Below are 15,416 nucleotides of genomic sequence, written 5' to 3' on the forward strand. Positions count from 1 at the left end.
TGTCATTGTTAGGGACAAGAACATGTTTCTATTGCAGAATAGGCGTAATCGTTATTTTGCCAATTTATTCATTAAACTAACGGGAAGGTTAGTTCTATTATGGTACTATGTAGGATTTATATTATCGGTGAGAGTCTGAAGTATTGGGGAGGTGGGGAGGGGAGGTGGGTATGGAATACAGCATACACTTGGCAGAGAAAGAAGATATCAGAGTCTTACTTGATTTGAGAAATAACAAGGATTTATTTACAACCTATTTGAACCAACAAGAACTAGTCAATTTGTTCCTTGCTATAGTGATAGCTATTCGAACAGGATTGGTTGAGTAATTTTTATATGAATACCCCATAAGATCTGAGCGAATAGTATAAAGTAAAAGAAATGACTAGCTCTAAAGATGCTAGTCATTTCTTATTTTATTTATTTTTTTCAGGTAATATCTTCAGTCAGGATATTCTCGAGAGTACACTACTTGTTTTTATGGTTTAAGGATTATCTACCATATCAAATTTACTCATCTAGGACTTAATTTAATCAGCTTTATCTTTTTTTATTTGGTTTTCTGATCTAACATGTATTAAATAAGAATTTCCAAGATTTCTACTTGAAAAGTTCGATTTTTGAAAAAGAAAAGTATCTTGCATTATTCATTCTTTGTTAAATTTATTCTGAATCTCATGTTTTTCTGCCATCGAATCTTCTTCCACACCGTTTATTTTTCTGTAAATGGGCTGACAGCTTATTGTCTCATTACTAATTCTTTTCCACTGGTCGTATCGTTTTAGAAGTCGGTGTGGGGGCAGTCGTTGATTCACCAATTAAGATAGGGGAAATCAATCGTACGAACTCGTACGGTCGGTCTGCATGTTCCATACGCCAGAGTAACTGCTCGAAGGATCGAGCACCGATCCGGTCCGCCTTGACTTCGGCTGTCGTCAGTCGAGATAGAGGTAGCGTGGAATCAGTGAGTTTACCCATCATATCAAACCCGGTAACCGACAAATCTGTTGGAACGCGAAGACCGACCGATTCAAGATAACGGATGATCTGCAACGCCACCAGGTCGTTTGCGCAAACAAATGCCGTTGGGAGTGGGTTCATAGCATCAAGTTGTCTGGAGAATTCTTGAATAGAATAATAATTTGTCTGACTAGGTTCCAAAATACAATGATTTTTATTAATGGGTAAATCCGCATCTACCATGGCATGCCTGTAACCAAGATAACGTTCCATAAAAGATCGGCTTATCGAGATGTCACCAATAAATCCAATCTCTTTATGTCCCAGTTCAATCAGATGACATGTAAGGTTTCGAGCAGCCTGTTCGTTCTCAGAAAGCACGGAATCGAACAAAACCCTACTCGTGTCCGAGTCGTAATAGCCGTCAATTAAGACTACTGGAATGCCACTTGCTGTAACGACTTCAGTGTATCGCTTGCTTGTAATGCCTGCCAGAATGATACCATCTGCAGAATGACTGGCGATCGTATCGGGTAGGCGACCTTCGTGTAAGTCCTCGTCAGTACCAAATGTGAGCACGAGTTGGTAGTTGTTCTGGCGAGCCGATTCTTCGACACCGCGAAGTACCTCGCTCCAAAACTCCTCTTGGAAGATATTTATACTTGATTTAATGAGGAATGCAACTTTTTTGGTGAATCCTTCCTCGGGTTCGCTACCTTGAAAATTATTATCAGCATCTATCGGAATTGATTTCCTACGGATATGTCGGTAGTCGAGACTTTCGGCTGTCTCAAGCACGAGTTTTCGCGTTCTTTCAGGGATACTCGGATGATTGTTTAACGCCTTAGACACGGTTGCTCGAGAAAGATTAAGCTGTTTAGCAATATCGGACGTCGTATATTTATTCTTCATAGGTCTACTCCAAACCTCAAGGTTTTAGTTTTGTGATATCGATCTACATGACAGTATAGCATATTCAGAACATTTAGCTAACAACAGGTTTTACAAAATGGGTTTTGTAATTGTCAATAATCTCATTTAAGTAAATTTGCTTGCCTCAACTTCTTATTTTGATGATTTTGACAAATATTTTGACAATAATATTTACAAAATAGCATTTTTGTAAGTTTACATATCCTCTTTGTAGCGTTACAATAATCTTGTTGTAAGCGTATTAATACAACTGATAAAGAATGGGTAGCAAAAAAAACAAAAGAAAAGATGGAGGTTTTTAATTTGAAAATGCAATGTGATTCTAAGTATCTTATTTTTCCAGCAAACCATCATGCTCAAAAAAAGCGTGTAGAATTTTATATTAATGGGATTATGGAATATGATCTTGAGGTTCAATTGGATTTCGTCAATCCTGATTATGAATTTTATTTAAATGTTGAACGATTTAAAGGCCATCAATTGGAAATAACTTGTGTTCCGGAAGTTGACTTGCAACTAAAGATGTCGGATAGAGGAGTCCCTGATCAAGAGGCTTACATCGATAAATACCGCCCGGGGTTCCATTTTACCGCCAAAAGAGGGTGGCTAAACGATGCAAATGGTTTGGTTTACTACGACAATCAATATCTAATGTTTTATCAACACAATCCTGTTGGGAACATATGGGGGAATATGCACTGGCGACATGCAGTGAGTAGTGACCTGGTTCATTGGAATGAAAAAGATATTGCTTTATATCCTGATACTACAGGAACGATGTTTTCAGGATCAGCAATCGTAGACACGAATAATGTTACTGGACTCCAAGAGAATGAAAATGAAGTGATTTTGATATTTTATACAGCAGCTGGAAACACTTCTGAAACTTCTAAGGGTCAACCCTTTACTCAATGCCTTGCGTACAGTACAGATCGAGGCGTTAGTTTCAAAAAATATAATAAAAATCCTTTGGTGCAACAAATTGTGCCTGGCAATAGGGATCCGAAAATCATTTATTATGAACAAAGTAACATTTATATCATGTCTCTTTACCTCGATAATCATCAGTTTGCATTACTCTCTTCAAAAAATCTGTTAGATTGGAAGCAAATTCAGATCATTACGCTATCTAATGAAGCCGAATGCCCTGACTTTTACCCGCTTGCGGTAGATAACGATGAACAAAAAATCAAATGGGTACTCATCGGGGCATCAGATATTTATGTTATAGGCAACTTTGATGGGAACACTTTCAAACCTGAAACGGAGTTGAAGAGACTAAACTACGGCAATAGTGGCTATGCTTCACAATCCTGGTCCAATATCAACCGAGAAGATGGAAGAAGGATCAGGATTGCTCATAGTTCTAGTACAATCCCTTCGGTGCCCTTTGGCGGCTGTATGTACTTCCCTTGTGAAATGAAACTAAAAAGCTTTCAAGATGATGTCTTTTTATGTGCCTATCCGGTTCGCGAAATTGAAGAGTTGTATATGCGTATCGATAAAGTTGAAAATATTCAGCTTGTTTCAGGTTCAGCATATACAGAGAAGTTAACAGGCAAGCTCTATGATATTGCCCTGAATCTTTCACCGGCGAGTGATGCAAATTTTAGTTTATCGATCTTTGGACTCACCATGACGTACAATGGAAGCAAACAGGAATTAAAATGCTTGGAAAGCCTCGCCCCCGCGGAATCTTACGACGGTGGCATTGAAATACGAATTCTTATTGATACAATCATAACTGAAATCTATATTAACGGTGGTAAAGTATATATGTGTATGAACCATATTCAGGATTACAATATGAACAGACTCGAGCTAAGGTCTCTGGAAGAAAGTTTAGTAGTAAACGAATTAAAAATAGTAGAACTACAAAACATCTGGAACAATGAAGCGTCAACATTGTAAAATTCTTTTTATTGTATAGTAATAAGAGTTTTGTGCGGATAAAAAACACTTTTACTATATTATTTATTGAAAAAATGGTCATATATTCTCTTAAAACCGTTGAACTTTATATCAAGGAGCAACGGTTTTTTTGTATGTCCAAGTTTCGACCTATGCAGCCAAAAAGGAAATCCAAGTTACATTGTCATAAAAAGAAGAATTGGGAGGCAGATGTTTAAATATAGGTTGCATCTCGAACAAATCATTGATTAAATCTGCTGAAATATGTCATCATGTCAAGCATTCATTTTTATTGGGTATTAATAATGAAGCAGATTATCTGTCATAAATGAGATAGTACATACACTAGAAGGCTTATTAAATAAATTCCCTAACGGACATGTACCAAAGTACATACGTTCATTCAGAATTCAATATATAATGTTAAGACAAGAGCTGAGAGGAAAAATAGGTGATCCCATGAGAAATTCGCATGAACAGTCTACATTTCTAAATTCAGGAATAGCCACGGAAGATGATAAAATTGCTTCTACACGCATTCCTGTCATTGTCTGGGTCATAATTGTAACAGTTGTTACTATCGTGTGGCAGACTATGTCCGCGCCTTCATTACTGTTAAGTATCATTTTTTCTATCTTAATGGTGCTCCATATTTTTTTGTATTGGCGTGTAAATCAAATCACAAGAAACTCCAGAATGTTATATGTAGTCATTCAAGGAGTACTGATTTTTGGTAGCGCGGTATTAGTATCCGATGGTTATCCAGCTGTCTTGATTGGCCTAATTCCTGTATTAATCGGGCAAACAATCGCCATTTTTTATGAAACAGCTAAAGTGGTTCTGGTGGCTCTTATTCTATATCTCTGTTTTGTTCTCAATATTTACTTTTTGAATGGTGCAGCAGAACTTGCCATATTGATACCACTTCTCCTGCTTATGATCATTGTTGTTGTAGCATATGCCGTTCTGTTTTATAGGCAAGTTAACGCGAGGGTAAGAACACAAACATTTTTGTTGGATTTGGAGCTCGCTCATAAAAAAGTCGAAGAACTTACGCTAGCTAATGAACGTCAGAGAATCGCTAGAGATTTGCACGATACACTTGCACAGGGTTTGGCAGGAGTGATCATGCAGTTGGAAGCAGTCGATGCCCACCTAATCAAGGGGCGTACCACCCGTGCTCATGAGATTATTATCAGGTCCATGGGACAAGCCAGAGAGACCTTGTCAGATGCTAGAAAAGCAATAGATAATCTGAGAAGCAGAGCTACTTCATCCATTGATTTTAGTGAAGCTGTGAAAGAAACCGTTCATCGGTTTGTCATTGCTATCGGCCTTAAAACAGACCTCACTTGTCAAATTCAAACCCCAATCTCAGGGTTTAAGATGGAACATGTTCTTCATATTTTGAGTGAATCTCTGATGAATGTTGCCCGTCATGCACAAGCAACTCAAGTCAAAATTGAGATTATCGAACATCGAAATGGTCAACTTCGTATGCTTATCACAGATAACGGAAGTGGGTTTAACGTTGAGAAAATCGGGAAATTATCCGGTCATTACGGATTAATAGGTATATTTGAAAGAGCCCGCCTGATTGGGGGACAAATCCATATTGAAAGTAATAGCGAAGGTACAGTCATTCACTTGACTCTGCCTTTGTAACTCAGGAGGTAACCATAATGAAAAACTCAGTTCTTATTGTAGATGACCATTGGGTTGTAAGGGAAGGCCTTAGGTTGATATTAGAGACGAACGATCATTATTCTGTCGCAGGTGAAGCAGAAGAGGGTGGAGTTGCTCTGCAACTGATGGAGGAGTTGAAACCTGATATTATTTTGCTGGATCTGAACATGCCGGGAGGTCTAAGTGGACTGGAGACCTTAAAAGAAATGCATGAGAAACACATATCGATCCCAGTTATCATTCTAACAACGTACAACGAGGACGACCTGATGATTAACGGATTAGCCCTTGGTGCTAAAGGCTATCTCCTGAAGGATACCAGTCGGGAGAATCTATTTCAGACCTTGGAATCTGCATTACGCGGTCAGACATTGTTACAACCTGAAGTCACGGCACGTGTATTTGCATTCAGAGAAATGAAACCTGCTGTTAGTACCAAATCAGAGAACAGTACGTTGTTGACCGAAAAGGAATTGATTATTCTTCAAGCTGTTGCACGTGGTCTGCGTAGTAAAGAAATAGCTTTTGACTTGGGGGTCACTGAACGGACCATTAAGGCACATCTAACGAATATATATAACAAGTTAGGTGTAGATTCTCGCTCTGAAGCTGTTGCTGTGTCCGTTGAAAAAGGAATTCTGCACTTATGAAGTCTCTACATTTAGGTAATATTCATATTTCTACAAATGCCATTTCTAATATTGTATCTATTGCAGTAAAAAAGACAGATGGAATATCTTCGATGGCTGCGGGACTCACTGAAGGGGTAGCTAAGAGCATAAGTGGGAGAAGCCTGCAGAGGGGAATAGACGTGGAGGTAAAAGAGTCATATGTAACCATTCAGTTGCGAATCATCGTAAAATACGGCTATAAAGTTCATTTCGTTTGTTGGAATTTGCAGCAAAACGTACAAAAATCTATTGAAAACTTGACAGGGCTTTATGTGAATCAAATTCAAGTTCAAGTCGTAGGTGTATCCATTTAAATTGGATAGAAATTAACATCCCCCGCGTATATTTTGTGTGATAAGAATAATAAGAAACTAAGTTTCTCAGGATGGAAGATGAACAGTACTTCTCGTTGTAATGAACGAAGAGATACTGTTTTTTTATTGAACAGATAAGTAAGCAAGAGAAGAATATTATGAAACTTACTTGATAGAATAATTGTCCAATAGGTGTACAATACTTCAATGCCTCGACTTCCCTATTGATCTTCCCAAAAGTACATCTTAGGTCATGTCCTTTTGTACGATTCTTTATTATCCCAATCCAGCTATGATGTTTTCATGAGGTTGTCCAACATGAGGATTCTCAACTTGAAGGAAGTGAAAGGGGAAATTGTTAGAAATGGCACAGTTATTATTTCGACTGGGTGAATGGTCGGTTAGAAGAAGGAAAATGGTCATTGCGGGAGGACTTGCTCTACTGATTTTGGTAGCCTCCATCGGGTTAGGAATGGGTACATCATTTACTGGAGAAATGACAATTCCGGGTACCAAATCGGAACAGGCCGGCGAAGTACTCAATGCAGAGTTCCCTCCATCAGGTGACGGAGGACAAATCAGAATAATATTCAAGACAGAAAAAGGTACTTTGGAAACAGAGTCCAACAAAAATATGATCAATCAGGCATTAAAAGAGATTCAAACGGATTCTGCCGTTAAATCGTTCATTAGTCCTTATGATGGAGGCACAATGAGTGCCGATAAGAAGATAGGCTATGCAGATGTAACTTATTCACAACCTGCGGCTGAAGTGACTGAAAGATCCAAAGAACACATACTTGAAGTAACTGAATCTTTACGCAACAAAGGCCTGCAGACAGAACTTGCAGGAAGCGTCGCATTCTCTGAGCTTGAAGTCGGGGCCGTATCTGAAGTTATTGGTATTTTGATAGCTTTCATGATTTTGGCGTTCACGTTCACATCGTTTCTTGCAGCTGGTCTGCCGATTTTGACAGCTGTCATCGGTCTTGGCATCGGACTCATGACCATCATTATTGGTTCTAATTTCGTATCGATGTCTTCCTTCTCTATTACGCTTGCGGTGATGCTTGCTCTTGCCGTGGGCATTGATTACGCGCTGTTCATCATGTCCAGATATCGTCAGCAGCTAGCTGAAGGGTACGAACGACATGTAGCAATTGCTCAAGCCAATGCTACAGCAGGAAGTTCAGTTGTATTCGCGGGTCTGACCGTCATCATCGCGCTTGTTGGATTATCCGTAGTACAAATACCATTTATTACAATGATGGGGCTGGCGGCAGCGATAAGTGTGTTTGTTGCTGTTCTGATTGCTGTAATTTTTGTTCCTGCTGTACTAGCGGTAACAGGAGAACGAATCAGCCCTGCTCGTGAGAACAAGTGGCTTCGCAGATGGTCCGGAGCTAAGAAAGAACATGGATCAGAAAATCGCTGGGGTCAAGTTGTAACACGTAAACCTTGGTTAACTTCGATCCTGTGCATTGTCATTCTATCCGTTTGTACCTTACCGTTCCTGCATATGCAGCTCGGTCTACCTGATAATGGTCTAAAATCAACAGAAACGACAGAGCGCCGTGGTTATGACCTGCTTGCCGAAGGATTTGGCGAAGGATTTAATGGACCATTAATTATTGTCGCCAAAGCAGCTAATAGCACAGATCCTCAGTCTGAAATTGCGAAAGCTACTGCATTTATTAAAGATCTTCCAGATGTAGCCAGTGTAAGTCCAATCATTCCAAGTCCTTCTGGCCAAGCTGCCATTATCACCGTATTGCCTGAAACAGGGCCACATGATATTCGAACTACAGCACTCGTACAATCCATTCGGGATCATGCAGATAATATTCTTCAAAAGGAAAACGTAGATGTTCTCATTACGGGAAGTACGTCCGTTAACATTGATATTTCAGAAAAACTCTCTGAGGCTTTACCGAAGTTCGCCTTGCTGATCGTTGGACTCGCATTTGTATTGTTGATGATGGTATTCCGATCCATTCTGGTTCCAATCAAAGCTGTACTTGGATTCTTGTTCACACTTGGCGCGACACTCGGCTTTGTGGTGTGGGTCATTCAGGATGGATATCTGGGCAATCTGTTCGGTATTCCTGAGCCGGGACCCGTCCTGAACTTCCTGCCCATCCTCGTTACAGGCATTTTGTTTGGATTAGCCATGGACTATGAGGTATTCCTCGTAAGTCGCATGCGTGAAGACTATACTCATACCGGCGATGCACGACAGTCCGTAAGAAGTGGTATCCGTCATAGTGGACCTGTAGTGGCAGCAGCGGGAATGATCATGATTGCTGTCTTTGCCAGCTTCATATTTGCAGAAGATACGATTATCAAATCGATGGGACTCGCTCTCGCCTTTGGTATTCTGATAGATGCATTCGTTGTGAGAATGACACTGGTTCCAGCAATCATGACCATCTTGGGTAAGAGTGCCTGGTATTTACCGAATTGGTTGAATCGAATCTTGCCTAATATCGATGTTGAGGGTGAGTCGGTTATGAATAGGGAGAAAAAGTCTGCATAGGAGGGGAGAACATGACTAAGGTTCGCATATTTGCAGATAGTATATCCGATATTCCACAGGAGTGGATGACGAAATATCATATTGGCATCGTACCATTGTACATTGTCTTCGAGGGACAATCATACCTTGATCGAATCGAGATGGATACCCATGAGATGTATAGAAGGGTAAAGGAATCAGGCAAGTTGCCGAAAACTGCAGCTCCCTCACCCGCCGATTTTGTCCAAACTTTCGGCCCGGTTATTGAAAATGGGGAAGACGTACTGTTTATCAGTATGTCTTCTCAGTTATCATCCACTTATCAGAATGCATTAATTGCCGCAAGGGAATTTCCACCAGGGCGGGTAACATTTTGTATAAAGCAGGTTTTTGGATTCGATTAGGAGCAAGTGTGTTGGATAGTCTTATTATTTCAATTCCGTTAGTGATTATTGCAGGTGTGCTTACAGGTAACTTTGATACGGATGAGCCGATTGCCAAACTGCTTAGTGCGTTATACTCAATTTTATTACCAGTTTACTGGTATGGTCGAACCATCGGAAAACGTATATGTGGAATTCGAATCCGTAATTACGATACACACGAACCACCAAAAATTGGTACGATGCTGATGCGAGTTGTTGTGGCTGGACTTGTGTATGTAATAACTTTGGGTATCGGAGTTATCGTGAGTGCTTTTATGGTCGGTATGCGTGAAGATCGACGTGCGATTCACGACTTTATAGCAGGAACAGAAGTAGTCTGGGATTAAGTCGGAGATTCTAAAGAATTGGCTGTACAGGGGTAAAAATCACTGTGCAGCTTTTAAATCATTAGTACTGTTTCACAAAACTCGTATTTTGTACATATGTCTGTATGGAATTTGGATATTTGTTACGAATAAACAAAAAAGATTTGTTGTGTTTTATCTTTTCAGCAATGCTTTCCTCCAAACTACAATTTTAAACTGAACGGCTAAATTACTTCACGAACTCCCTTCATAAAATATCTAACTTTATGTATACAACTCAGATAGTATAACAAAAAAATTTACCTATTTACGATATAACTCCTATTTCTTATCACTTGCACCCTTTGTGAATTTTATAACAAACTATCGAATTTCTTAACCACTGTCCGTGTTTACTACTACTTACTCTTACATTAATTTTATTTTATTAATTAAATCGGCTCCTGCCCCCCAACATAAACACAATAATAATTATGTAAACTAAAAAGGCTACTCAACTTTTGTTAAGTAGCCTTCTGTTCGTGCTGCATCTGCCCTCTTCGCCAAATCGTATTCTCTACAATAGCATAGATTAAACCGGCAATGGCAAATATCCATATCGATGTCATTCGATTCAGATGGTATCCATTCACGAAATATGGATTGTACATGAGATCAAAAACCCACAGCCCGCCCCATCCAAACCCAACCATATAGATGACGGTTCTCACCATAGGAAAGCGTACATATTTCCGCAACAGCCATGCGATCGGGCTAAGAATAACAACATAAAAAGCGAGTAAATAGTGACCGAATCCCAGGATGAGCGATAAAATATATATCAAGCCCCCTAGGTTACGTAAGCCGTAATACTCTGTCGTTGTAATTTGGTATCCTTCGATCCTTTCAAGAACGAGAAATGCCGTTAAGATTATCCCGATAAATATAAATGCTAACACCATATACCGTTGAAACGCGTTCACCAACATCAGATCACCCCAATGTCTAAACGCAGCCAGAGCCGCTCAAGTTACATGATTTCGAACAAATTATTATTCAACGACTACTTCTGATCTTCCAGAATCATCGTACCCAAACGGTCCATAAGCTCCATTCTCCCCATCGCTGTGTACGAGTAATTGTAATTATCGACATTGGAGATTTTATAGATCTTGCCATTCTTCACGGCGTTCATGTTATTCCACACTTTACTATCGACCATCTTGTTCTCACTATTCTCCATCAGCAACAGACGATCCGGATTGACCGATACCAGAGCCTCTAACGCGATCTGTTTACCGCCCCAGCCTTCTGGATCAGGGATACCGTCTGTGCGCTTCAGGCCCCATTCACCGTATAACATCTCCGCTGCCCCTTTATTGGAGTAGATGACCAGGTTGTTTGGATATGTCTCAATCACGGCAAAGGATTCACCATCTACAGCCGCCTCCAGCTTTTGTTTCCACTCTGCAGATTTCGCATCATATTTGGACAGATATTCATCTTTCTTGCTTTCTTCTCCAAACGTATCTGCCAGGAACGTCAAGCGTTCTCTCCAATCAAAGTAGGAGTATGGCAACGCAATCGTAGGCGCGATTTTGGATAAAGTTTCATACTGATCCGTGTTAAAATCCTTACCCAGGATAATCAGGTCCGGATTGGCACCCGCTATAGCTTCAATGCTTAAGGGGGAACCATACCAGCCCAGATTAACGGTTTCTGCACTCAGCTGATCCTTAATGGTTGGCGTGAGTTCCTCCGGGTTACCATAATCCGCGCTCATCGTGGCCACAGGTGTTTTCCCAATGATCAACAGCTCTTCTGTAGAGCCGGACAGATCAACAATGCGCTCTGGATTCAAAGGGATCGTAATTTCTTCTCCATTCGGGTTGGTAATCAATTTGGTCGTCGCTTGCGCTGTTGCCTCTGAGGAGCTGACCCCTTCACTGGTGGTCTGATTCGTTCCACAGGCCGCCAAAGTGAGCATACAGCATAGTGCAATCCATACAGGAATTCGTTTAAACATCATCGTCATTCTCCTTTTATGTCAGTTCATTTACCACATCAGGCTTATTTACTTCATTCATCTCATCGAACACTCATGATCCGTTCACTTTTACCTGCCAGCCTTCCGCATCCTGTTGTAATTGCCACAGACGAGCGTAGATGCCCGAGTAATCTAACAATTGCGCATGAATTCCTTGCTCTACGAGCTGACCTTGGTCCAGCACGAGAATCTGATCGGCATTCTGAATGGTCTTTAATCGATGCGCAATCAAAATAACCGTCTTATCCGCAACCAATTCATTAATCGCTTGCTGCACGGCGGCTTCGTTCTCCGGATCAAGTGAAGCAGTGGCTTCGTCAAGCAATACGATCGATGCATTTTTTAACAAGGCACGTGCAATGGAAATACGCTGTTTTTCCCCACCAGATAACGTCGATCCACCCTCGCCAACGAGCGTATCGTACCCTTGAGGCAGACTGGAGATAAACTCATGACAACAAGCTCTGCGTGCGGCCTCTTCAATCTCGAATTGCGTAGCGTCTTTCTTTCCTACACGAATGTTGTTGCCGATCGTATCCTGGAACAGATACACGTCCTGGAAGACCACAGAGATATCCTGCAACAGCTTCTCCGGGTCCATCTGATCAACGGGTCTGCCACCAATGCGAATGCTTCCTTGCTGTACATCCCAGAAACGGGCAATGAGACGTGTGACTGTACTCTTACCACTACCGGATGGCCCAACCAGCGCAGTAATGGTATGCGGCTCAATCGTAAACGACAAGTCTTTCAACACCGGCTGCTGATCATCATATCCAAAGGTCACCTGGTCAAATGAAATCGCCTGATTGGGCTGTACATCTCCCGTTCCTGCCATCGTGGCCTCCTGCTGCACATCCATAATGCGTCTTGCACTATACGCAGAGTACCGCATCTCCCCATAACTCATCAGTACAACCGTTAACGGTTCAAAGACCTTTGTCCCCACCAGCAAAAATAACAGAAATACCGGTAAGGACAGCTCACCGCCTGCAAGCAAATAACTGCCCACGAGAATCATCCATGTCATTCCTGATCGTGCAAGCAACATCGCGCCCATGATCATTGGTCCCATAATGCCTTCCAACCGAATGGAAGCTGATTTCAATTCGTCAAAAGAACGACGCAGCCGTTCAAAACGTTTGCCCCCCATATTGTGGGCCTTAATCTCACGAATACCGCTCAGATACTCCTGTAGCCGACTGGCGGCTTCGTTTTTGGCTCGAACATGGTTCTCACTCAGTCGTGCCTGAATCGAATCCGTAAGCCATAACAACGCCACACCAAAGGGAACCGCAACAAACATGGCTACGGCCATTCTCCAATCTACCAACAGAAGTCCGCCAAAAGCGAGTACCGGAAGCACAATCGCGCTGATCAGCTGCGACAGATTGTGAGAGATCGTATGCTCGACCTGACCATAATCACTCAGGATCAGGTTCGTCAGATCCCCAGGATCACGTTTTCCGAAAAATCCTAACGACAGATGGCGAATATGTTCGGCCAGCTTCAATCTTCCTGAGGCCGCGAGGCTGTATGCAGCCCGATAGGTCTTGTCATAAAGTGATGCGTAAGCCGCATATTCCACCAGAAGCCAGGCAAACAGAATGCAGCATACAATCCACATTCGGTTGATATCCAGTCCAATATCCGGATCAGCAAAAGACTTATATATCGTATTGAATATGTCCACAAGCAGCGCCGCAGGAACGATCTTTGCAATCCCGTCCAGAATCGCTGCAATTACCGAAGGAAGCAGACTACGAGGGTTACCCCCAGATATATTGGTTAAATAATTCTTCATCGCACTGCACCTCCAAGCTTCCAGGAAGCTGCACTGATATGAGCCTGCCACATGTGCTCATATACTCCGCCTAATGCACGCAATTGATCATGTGTCCCACGCTCGGCAATCATTCCCTTTCGGATCACGAGTATTTGCTCAGCTGCCCGAATCGTTGTTAGACGATGAGCAATAATCAGTACCGTTTTGCCTTGAACCAATTGGGCCAGACCTTGTTGGATCTTGTGCTCATTCTCTGCATCCGCGTAGGCTGTCGCTTCATCCAGGACCAGAATCGGAGCATTTTTGAGCAATGCCCGTGCAATCGCAATTCGCTGTGCTTCACCACCGGACAGGTACGTGCCGCCTTCTCCGATTTTGGTATCATATCCGGCGTCCAGCTTCTCGATAAATTCATGACAGCAAGCAGTTTGAGCCGCAGCTATAACGTCCTGTAGTGAAGCCGATGTATTGCCCATCCGAATATTTTCTTCAATCGTATCGTAGAACAGATGTACATCCTGAAATACAAAGGACACGGTATCCATCAGCTTCTCCGTCCCCATCTCCTGAATCGGAATCCCACCAATCGTAATCTCACCTTCCTGCACATCCCAGAAACGAAGCAATAGATTCGCAATGGTTGACTTCCCTCCACCAGAAGGTCCGACAAGTGCGGTCATCTCTCCTGCTTTGGCTACAAAATCAATCTGTTCAAGTACGGGTTTATATGCTTCGCTCTCCTTACGCTCATAAGCAAACGATACCTGCCGAAAGGCAACCTCATATGTATCCGGAACTTTAGGCAACTCAGGTTCTTGTACAACCGGCTCGGCAAACACCGATTCAATCCGTTTCTGTCCTTCCACAATCTCTCGCATCCCACTACCCAGATACATTAACTTCAATAACGGAGCAGATAGACTCGGGGTAATGATCAGAAACAGAATAAACGTGATCGCAAACGACTGATTCCCCGCATTTCCACTCGACAGCAGAATACCCACCGGAACAATGAAAGTAAATAACGAGATCATGATTACAAAAAACAGCCCGTAGGATGTTTTACACAAATCTGTTATTTTCAACGAAATATCTCGGTACCGCGTTACCGCCTGTTTAAAGGTCAGAAACGAATCGGCTGTAATCCCAAATACTTTCACTGCCGGCATACCTCTCACGTATTCAACACCCGTCGCATTCATCTCTTCGATGGCAAGTTGAAAATCACGATAAGCCTGACGGCCTTTTTCACTGCGGAAGATACGACTTTGCAGCCAGAACCCGATTCCAATCGGAACCAAAAGCGTCAGCGCCATGCGATAATCGAGCCAGAACAAGTATCCCAGCAGCATCAGTGGAATGACGATCGCACTCACCAGATCCGGCAACTGATGGGCGATAAATTTCTCGATTTTCTCCACACTGACTTCGATGATCTTCTTCAGCTCACCGGTTGCCGTCCGGGTGTGATACCCCATGGGTACTCTGGCAACATGTTCCGCAAGCCTTACTCTGAGCTGGTACAAAATGTTGAACGCAGCAATGTGTGAGCACATCCCCCCGATATAGAGCGCAATAAGCCCTGCAATCAGGGCTACGAATGCGACGATCCCCCAATAGATCAACAGATCTCTGTCCATGGCAGAGGCTTGCCCCGCATGAGTTAGCAGTTCCTCGACGATCTTGTACACCCCGATAAAAGGAACAATCTGCAGCAGACTCGACAGGGTCGAGAAGATACTTGCTGTGATCAGCAGACCTTTACGCTCCTTCGTCACTTGCATTAACCCGGACACTTCAGATGTGTTGTTCATCTCATCCCTCCTGATATTAATAATCATTCTCAATATAGCGCAGTGCTAT

Annotated in this window: 13 protein-coding genes; 8 read left to right on the top strand and 5 right to left on the bottom strand. The window is 42.2% G+C overall.

Annotation, left to right across the window (positions count from 1 at the left end; all coding sequences use genetic code 11):
* The first annotated feature begins 188 nt into the window (after nt 1-188).
* Complete coding sequence (locus tag NYE45_RS16075) at nt 189-329, top strand: hypothetical protein (RefSeq protein ID WP_340013135.1); 141 nt, start codon at nt 189-191, stop codon at nt 327-329.
* A 424-nt stretch (nt 330-753) separates the two neighbouring features.
* On the opposite strand, the gene NYE45_RS16080 is transcribed toward NYE45_RS16075, so the two are convergent.
* Nucleotides 754-1,872 (bottom strand): LacI family DNA-binding transcriptional regulator, encoded by a 1,119-nt coding sequence (locus NYE45_RS16080; protein ID WP_340013136.1) that lies wholly within the window; start codon nt 1,870-1,872, stop codon nt 754-756.
* A gap of 330 nt (nt 1,873-2,202) precedes the next feature.
* On the opposite strand from NYE45_RS16080, the gene NYE45_RS16085 reads away from it, so the two are divergent.
* The 7 genes from NYE45_RS16085 to NYE45_RS16115 all read left to right on the top strand — a co-directional run bounded on the left by NYE45_RS16085 (nt 2,203) and on the right by NYE45_RS16115 (nt 9,762).
* Nucleotides 2,203-3,804, top strand: coding sequence for a glycoside hydrolase family 32 protein (locus NYE45_RS16085; protein ID WP_340017387.1), 1,602 nt, complete (start codon nt 2,203-2,205; stop codon nt 3,802-3,804).
* A 459-nt stretch (nt 3,805-4,263) separates the two neighbouring features.
* The gene (locus NYE45_RS16090) at nt 4,264-5,469 is read left to right on the top strand and encodes a sensor histidine kinase (protein WP_340013137.1); all 1,206 of its coding nucleotides are present in this window, start codon (nt 4,264-4,266) and stop codon (nt 5,467-5,469) included.
* Nucleotides 5,470-5,486: 17 nt separating this feature from the next.
* Nucleotides 5,487-6,140, top strand: coding sequence for a response regulator transcription factor (locus NYE45_RS16095; protein ID WP_340013139.1), 654 nt, complete (start codon nt 5,487-5,489; stop codon nt 6,138-6,140).
* Complete coding sequence (locus NYE45_RS16100; RefSeq protein ID WP_340013140.1) at nt 6,137-6,475, top strand: Asp23/Gls24 family envelope stress response protein; 339 nt, start codon at nt 6,137-6,139, stop codon at nt 6,473-6,475. Before NYE45_RS16095 ends, NYE45_RS16100 begins: the two co-directional genes overlap by 4 nt.
* Nucleotides 6,476-6,839: 364 nt before the next feature.
* Nucleotides 6,840-9,011, top strand: coding sequence for an MMPL family transporter (locus NYE45_RS16105; RefSeq protein WP_340013141.1), 2,172 nt, complete (start codon nt 6,840-6,842; stop codon nt 9,009-9,011).
* Between the two features lie 11 nt (nt 9,012-9,022).
* Complete coding sequence (locus NYE45_RS16110; RefSeq protein ID WP_340013143.1) at nt 9,023-9,394, top strand: DegV family protein; 372 nt, start codon at nt 9,023-9,025, stop codon at nt 9,392-9,394.
* Nucleotides 9,364-9,762 (top strand): RDD family protein, encoded by a 399-nt coding sequence (locus NYE45_RS16115; RefSeq protein ID WP_340013145.1) that lies wholly within the window; start codon nt 9,364-9,366, stop codon nt 9,760-9,762. Before NYE45_RS16110 ends, NYE45_RS16115 begins: the two co-directional genes overlap by 31 nt.
* Before the next feature lie 482 nt (nt 9,763-10,244).
* Here the strand turns inward: NYE45_RS16115 and NYE45_RS16120 are convergent, their stop codons facing one another.
* The 4 genes from NYE45_RS16120 to NYE45_RS16135 all read right to left on the bottom strand — a co-directional run bounded on the left by NYE45_RS16120 (nt 10,245) and on the right by NYE45_RS16135 (nt 15,367).
* Entirely contained in the window at nt 10,245-10,565 is a 321-nt protein-coding gene (locus NYE45_RS16120) for a hypothetical protein (RefSeq protein ID WP_340013146.1), read from the bottom strand.
* A 218-nt stretch (nt 10,566-10,783) separates the two neighbouring features.
* Nucleotides 10,784-11,746: an ABC transporter substrate-binding protein gene (locus NYE45_RS16125; RefSeq protein WP_340013147.1), complete on the bottom strand. Its 963-nt coding sequence runs from the start codon at nt 11,744-11,746 to the stop codon at nt 10,784-10,786.
* A gap of 73 nt (nt 11,747-11,819) precedes the next feature.
* Nucleotides 11,820-13,571 carry an ABC transporter ATP-binding protein gene (locus NYE45_RS16130; RefSeq protein ID WP_340013148.1) on the bottom strand — a complete coding sequence of 584 codons (1,752 nt, stop codon included), beginning with the start codon at nt 13,569-13,571 and terminating at the stop codon, nt 11,820-11,822.
* Entirely contained in the window at nt 13,568-15,367 is a 1,800-nt protein-coding gene (locus tag NYE45_RS16135; protein WP_340013150.1) for an ABC transporter ATP-binding protein, read from the bottom strand. The genes NYE45_RS16130 and NYE45_RS16135 overlap by 4 nt, the downstream gene beginning before the upstream one ends.
* Nucleotides 15,368-15,416 lie beyond the last annotated feature (49 nt).

Source organism: Paenibacillus sp. FSL K6-1318 (assembly GCF_037976905.1).
GTDB classification, from domain to species: domain Bacteria; phylum Bacillota; class Bacilli; order Paenibacillales; family Paenibacillaceae; genus Paenibacillus; species Paenibacillus amylolyticus_A.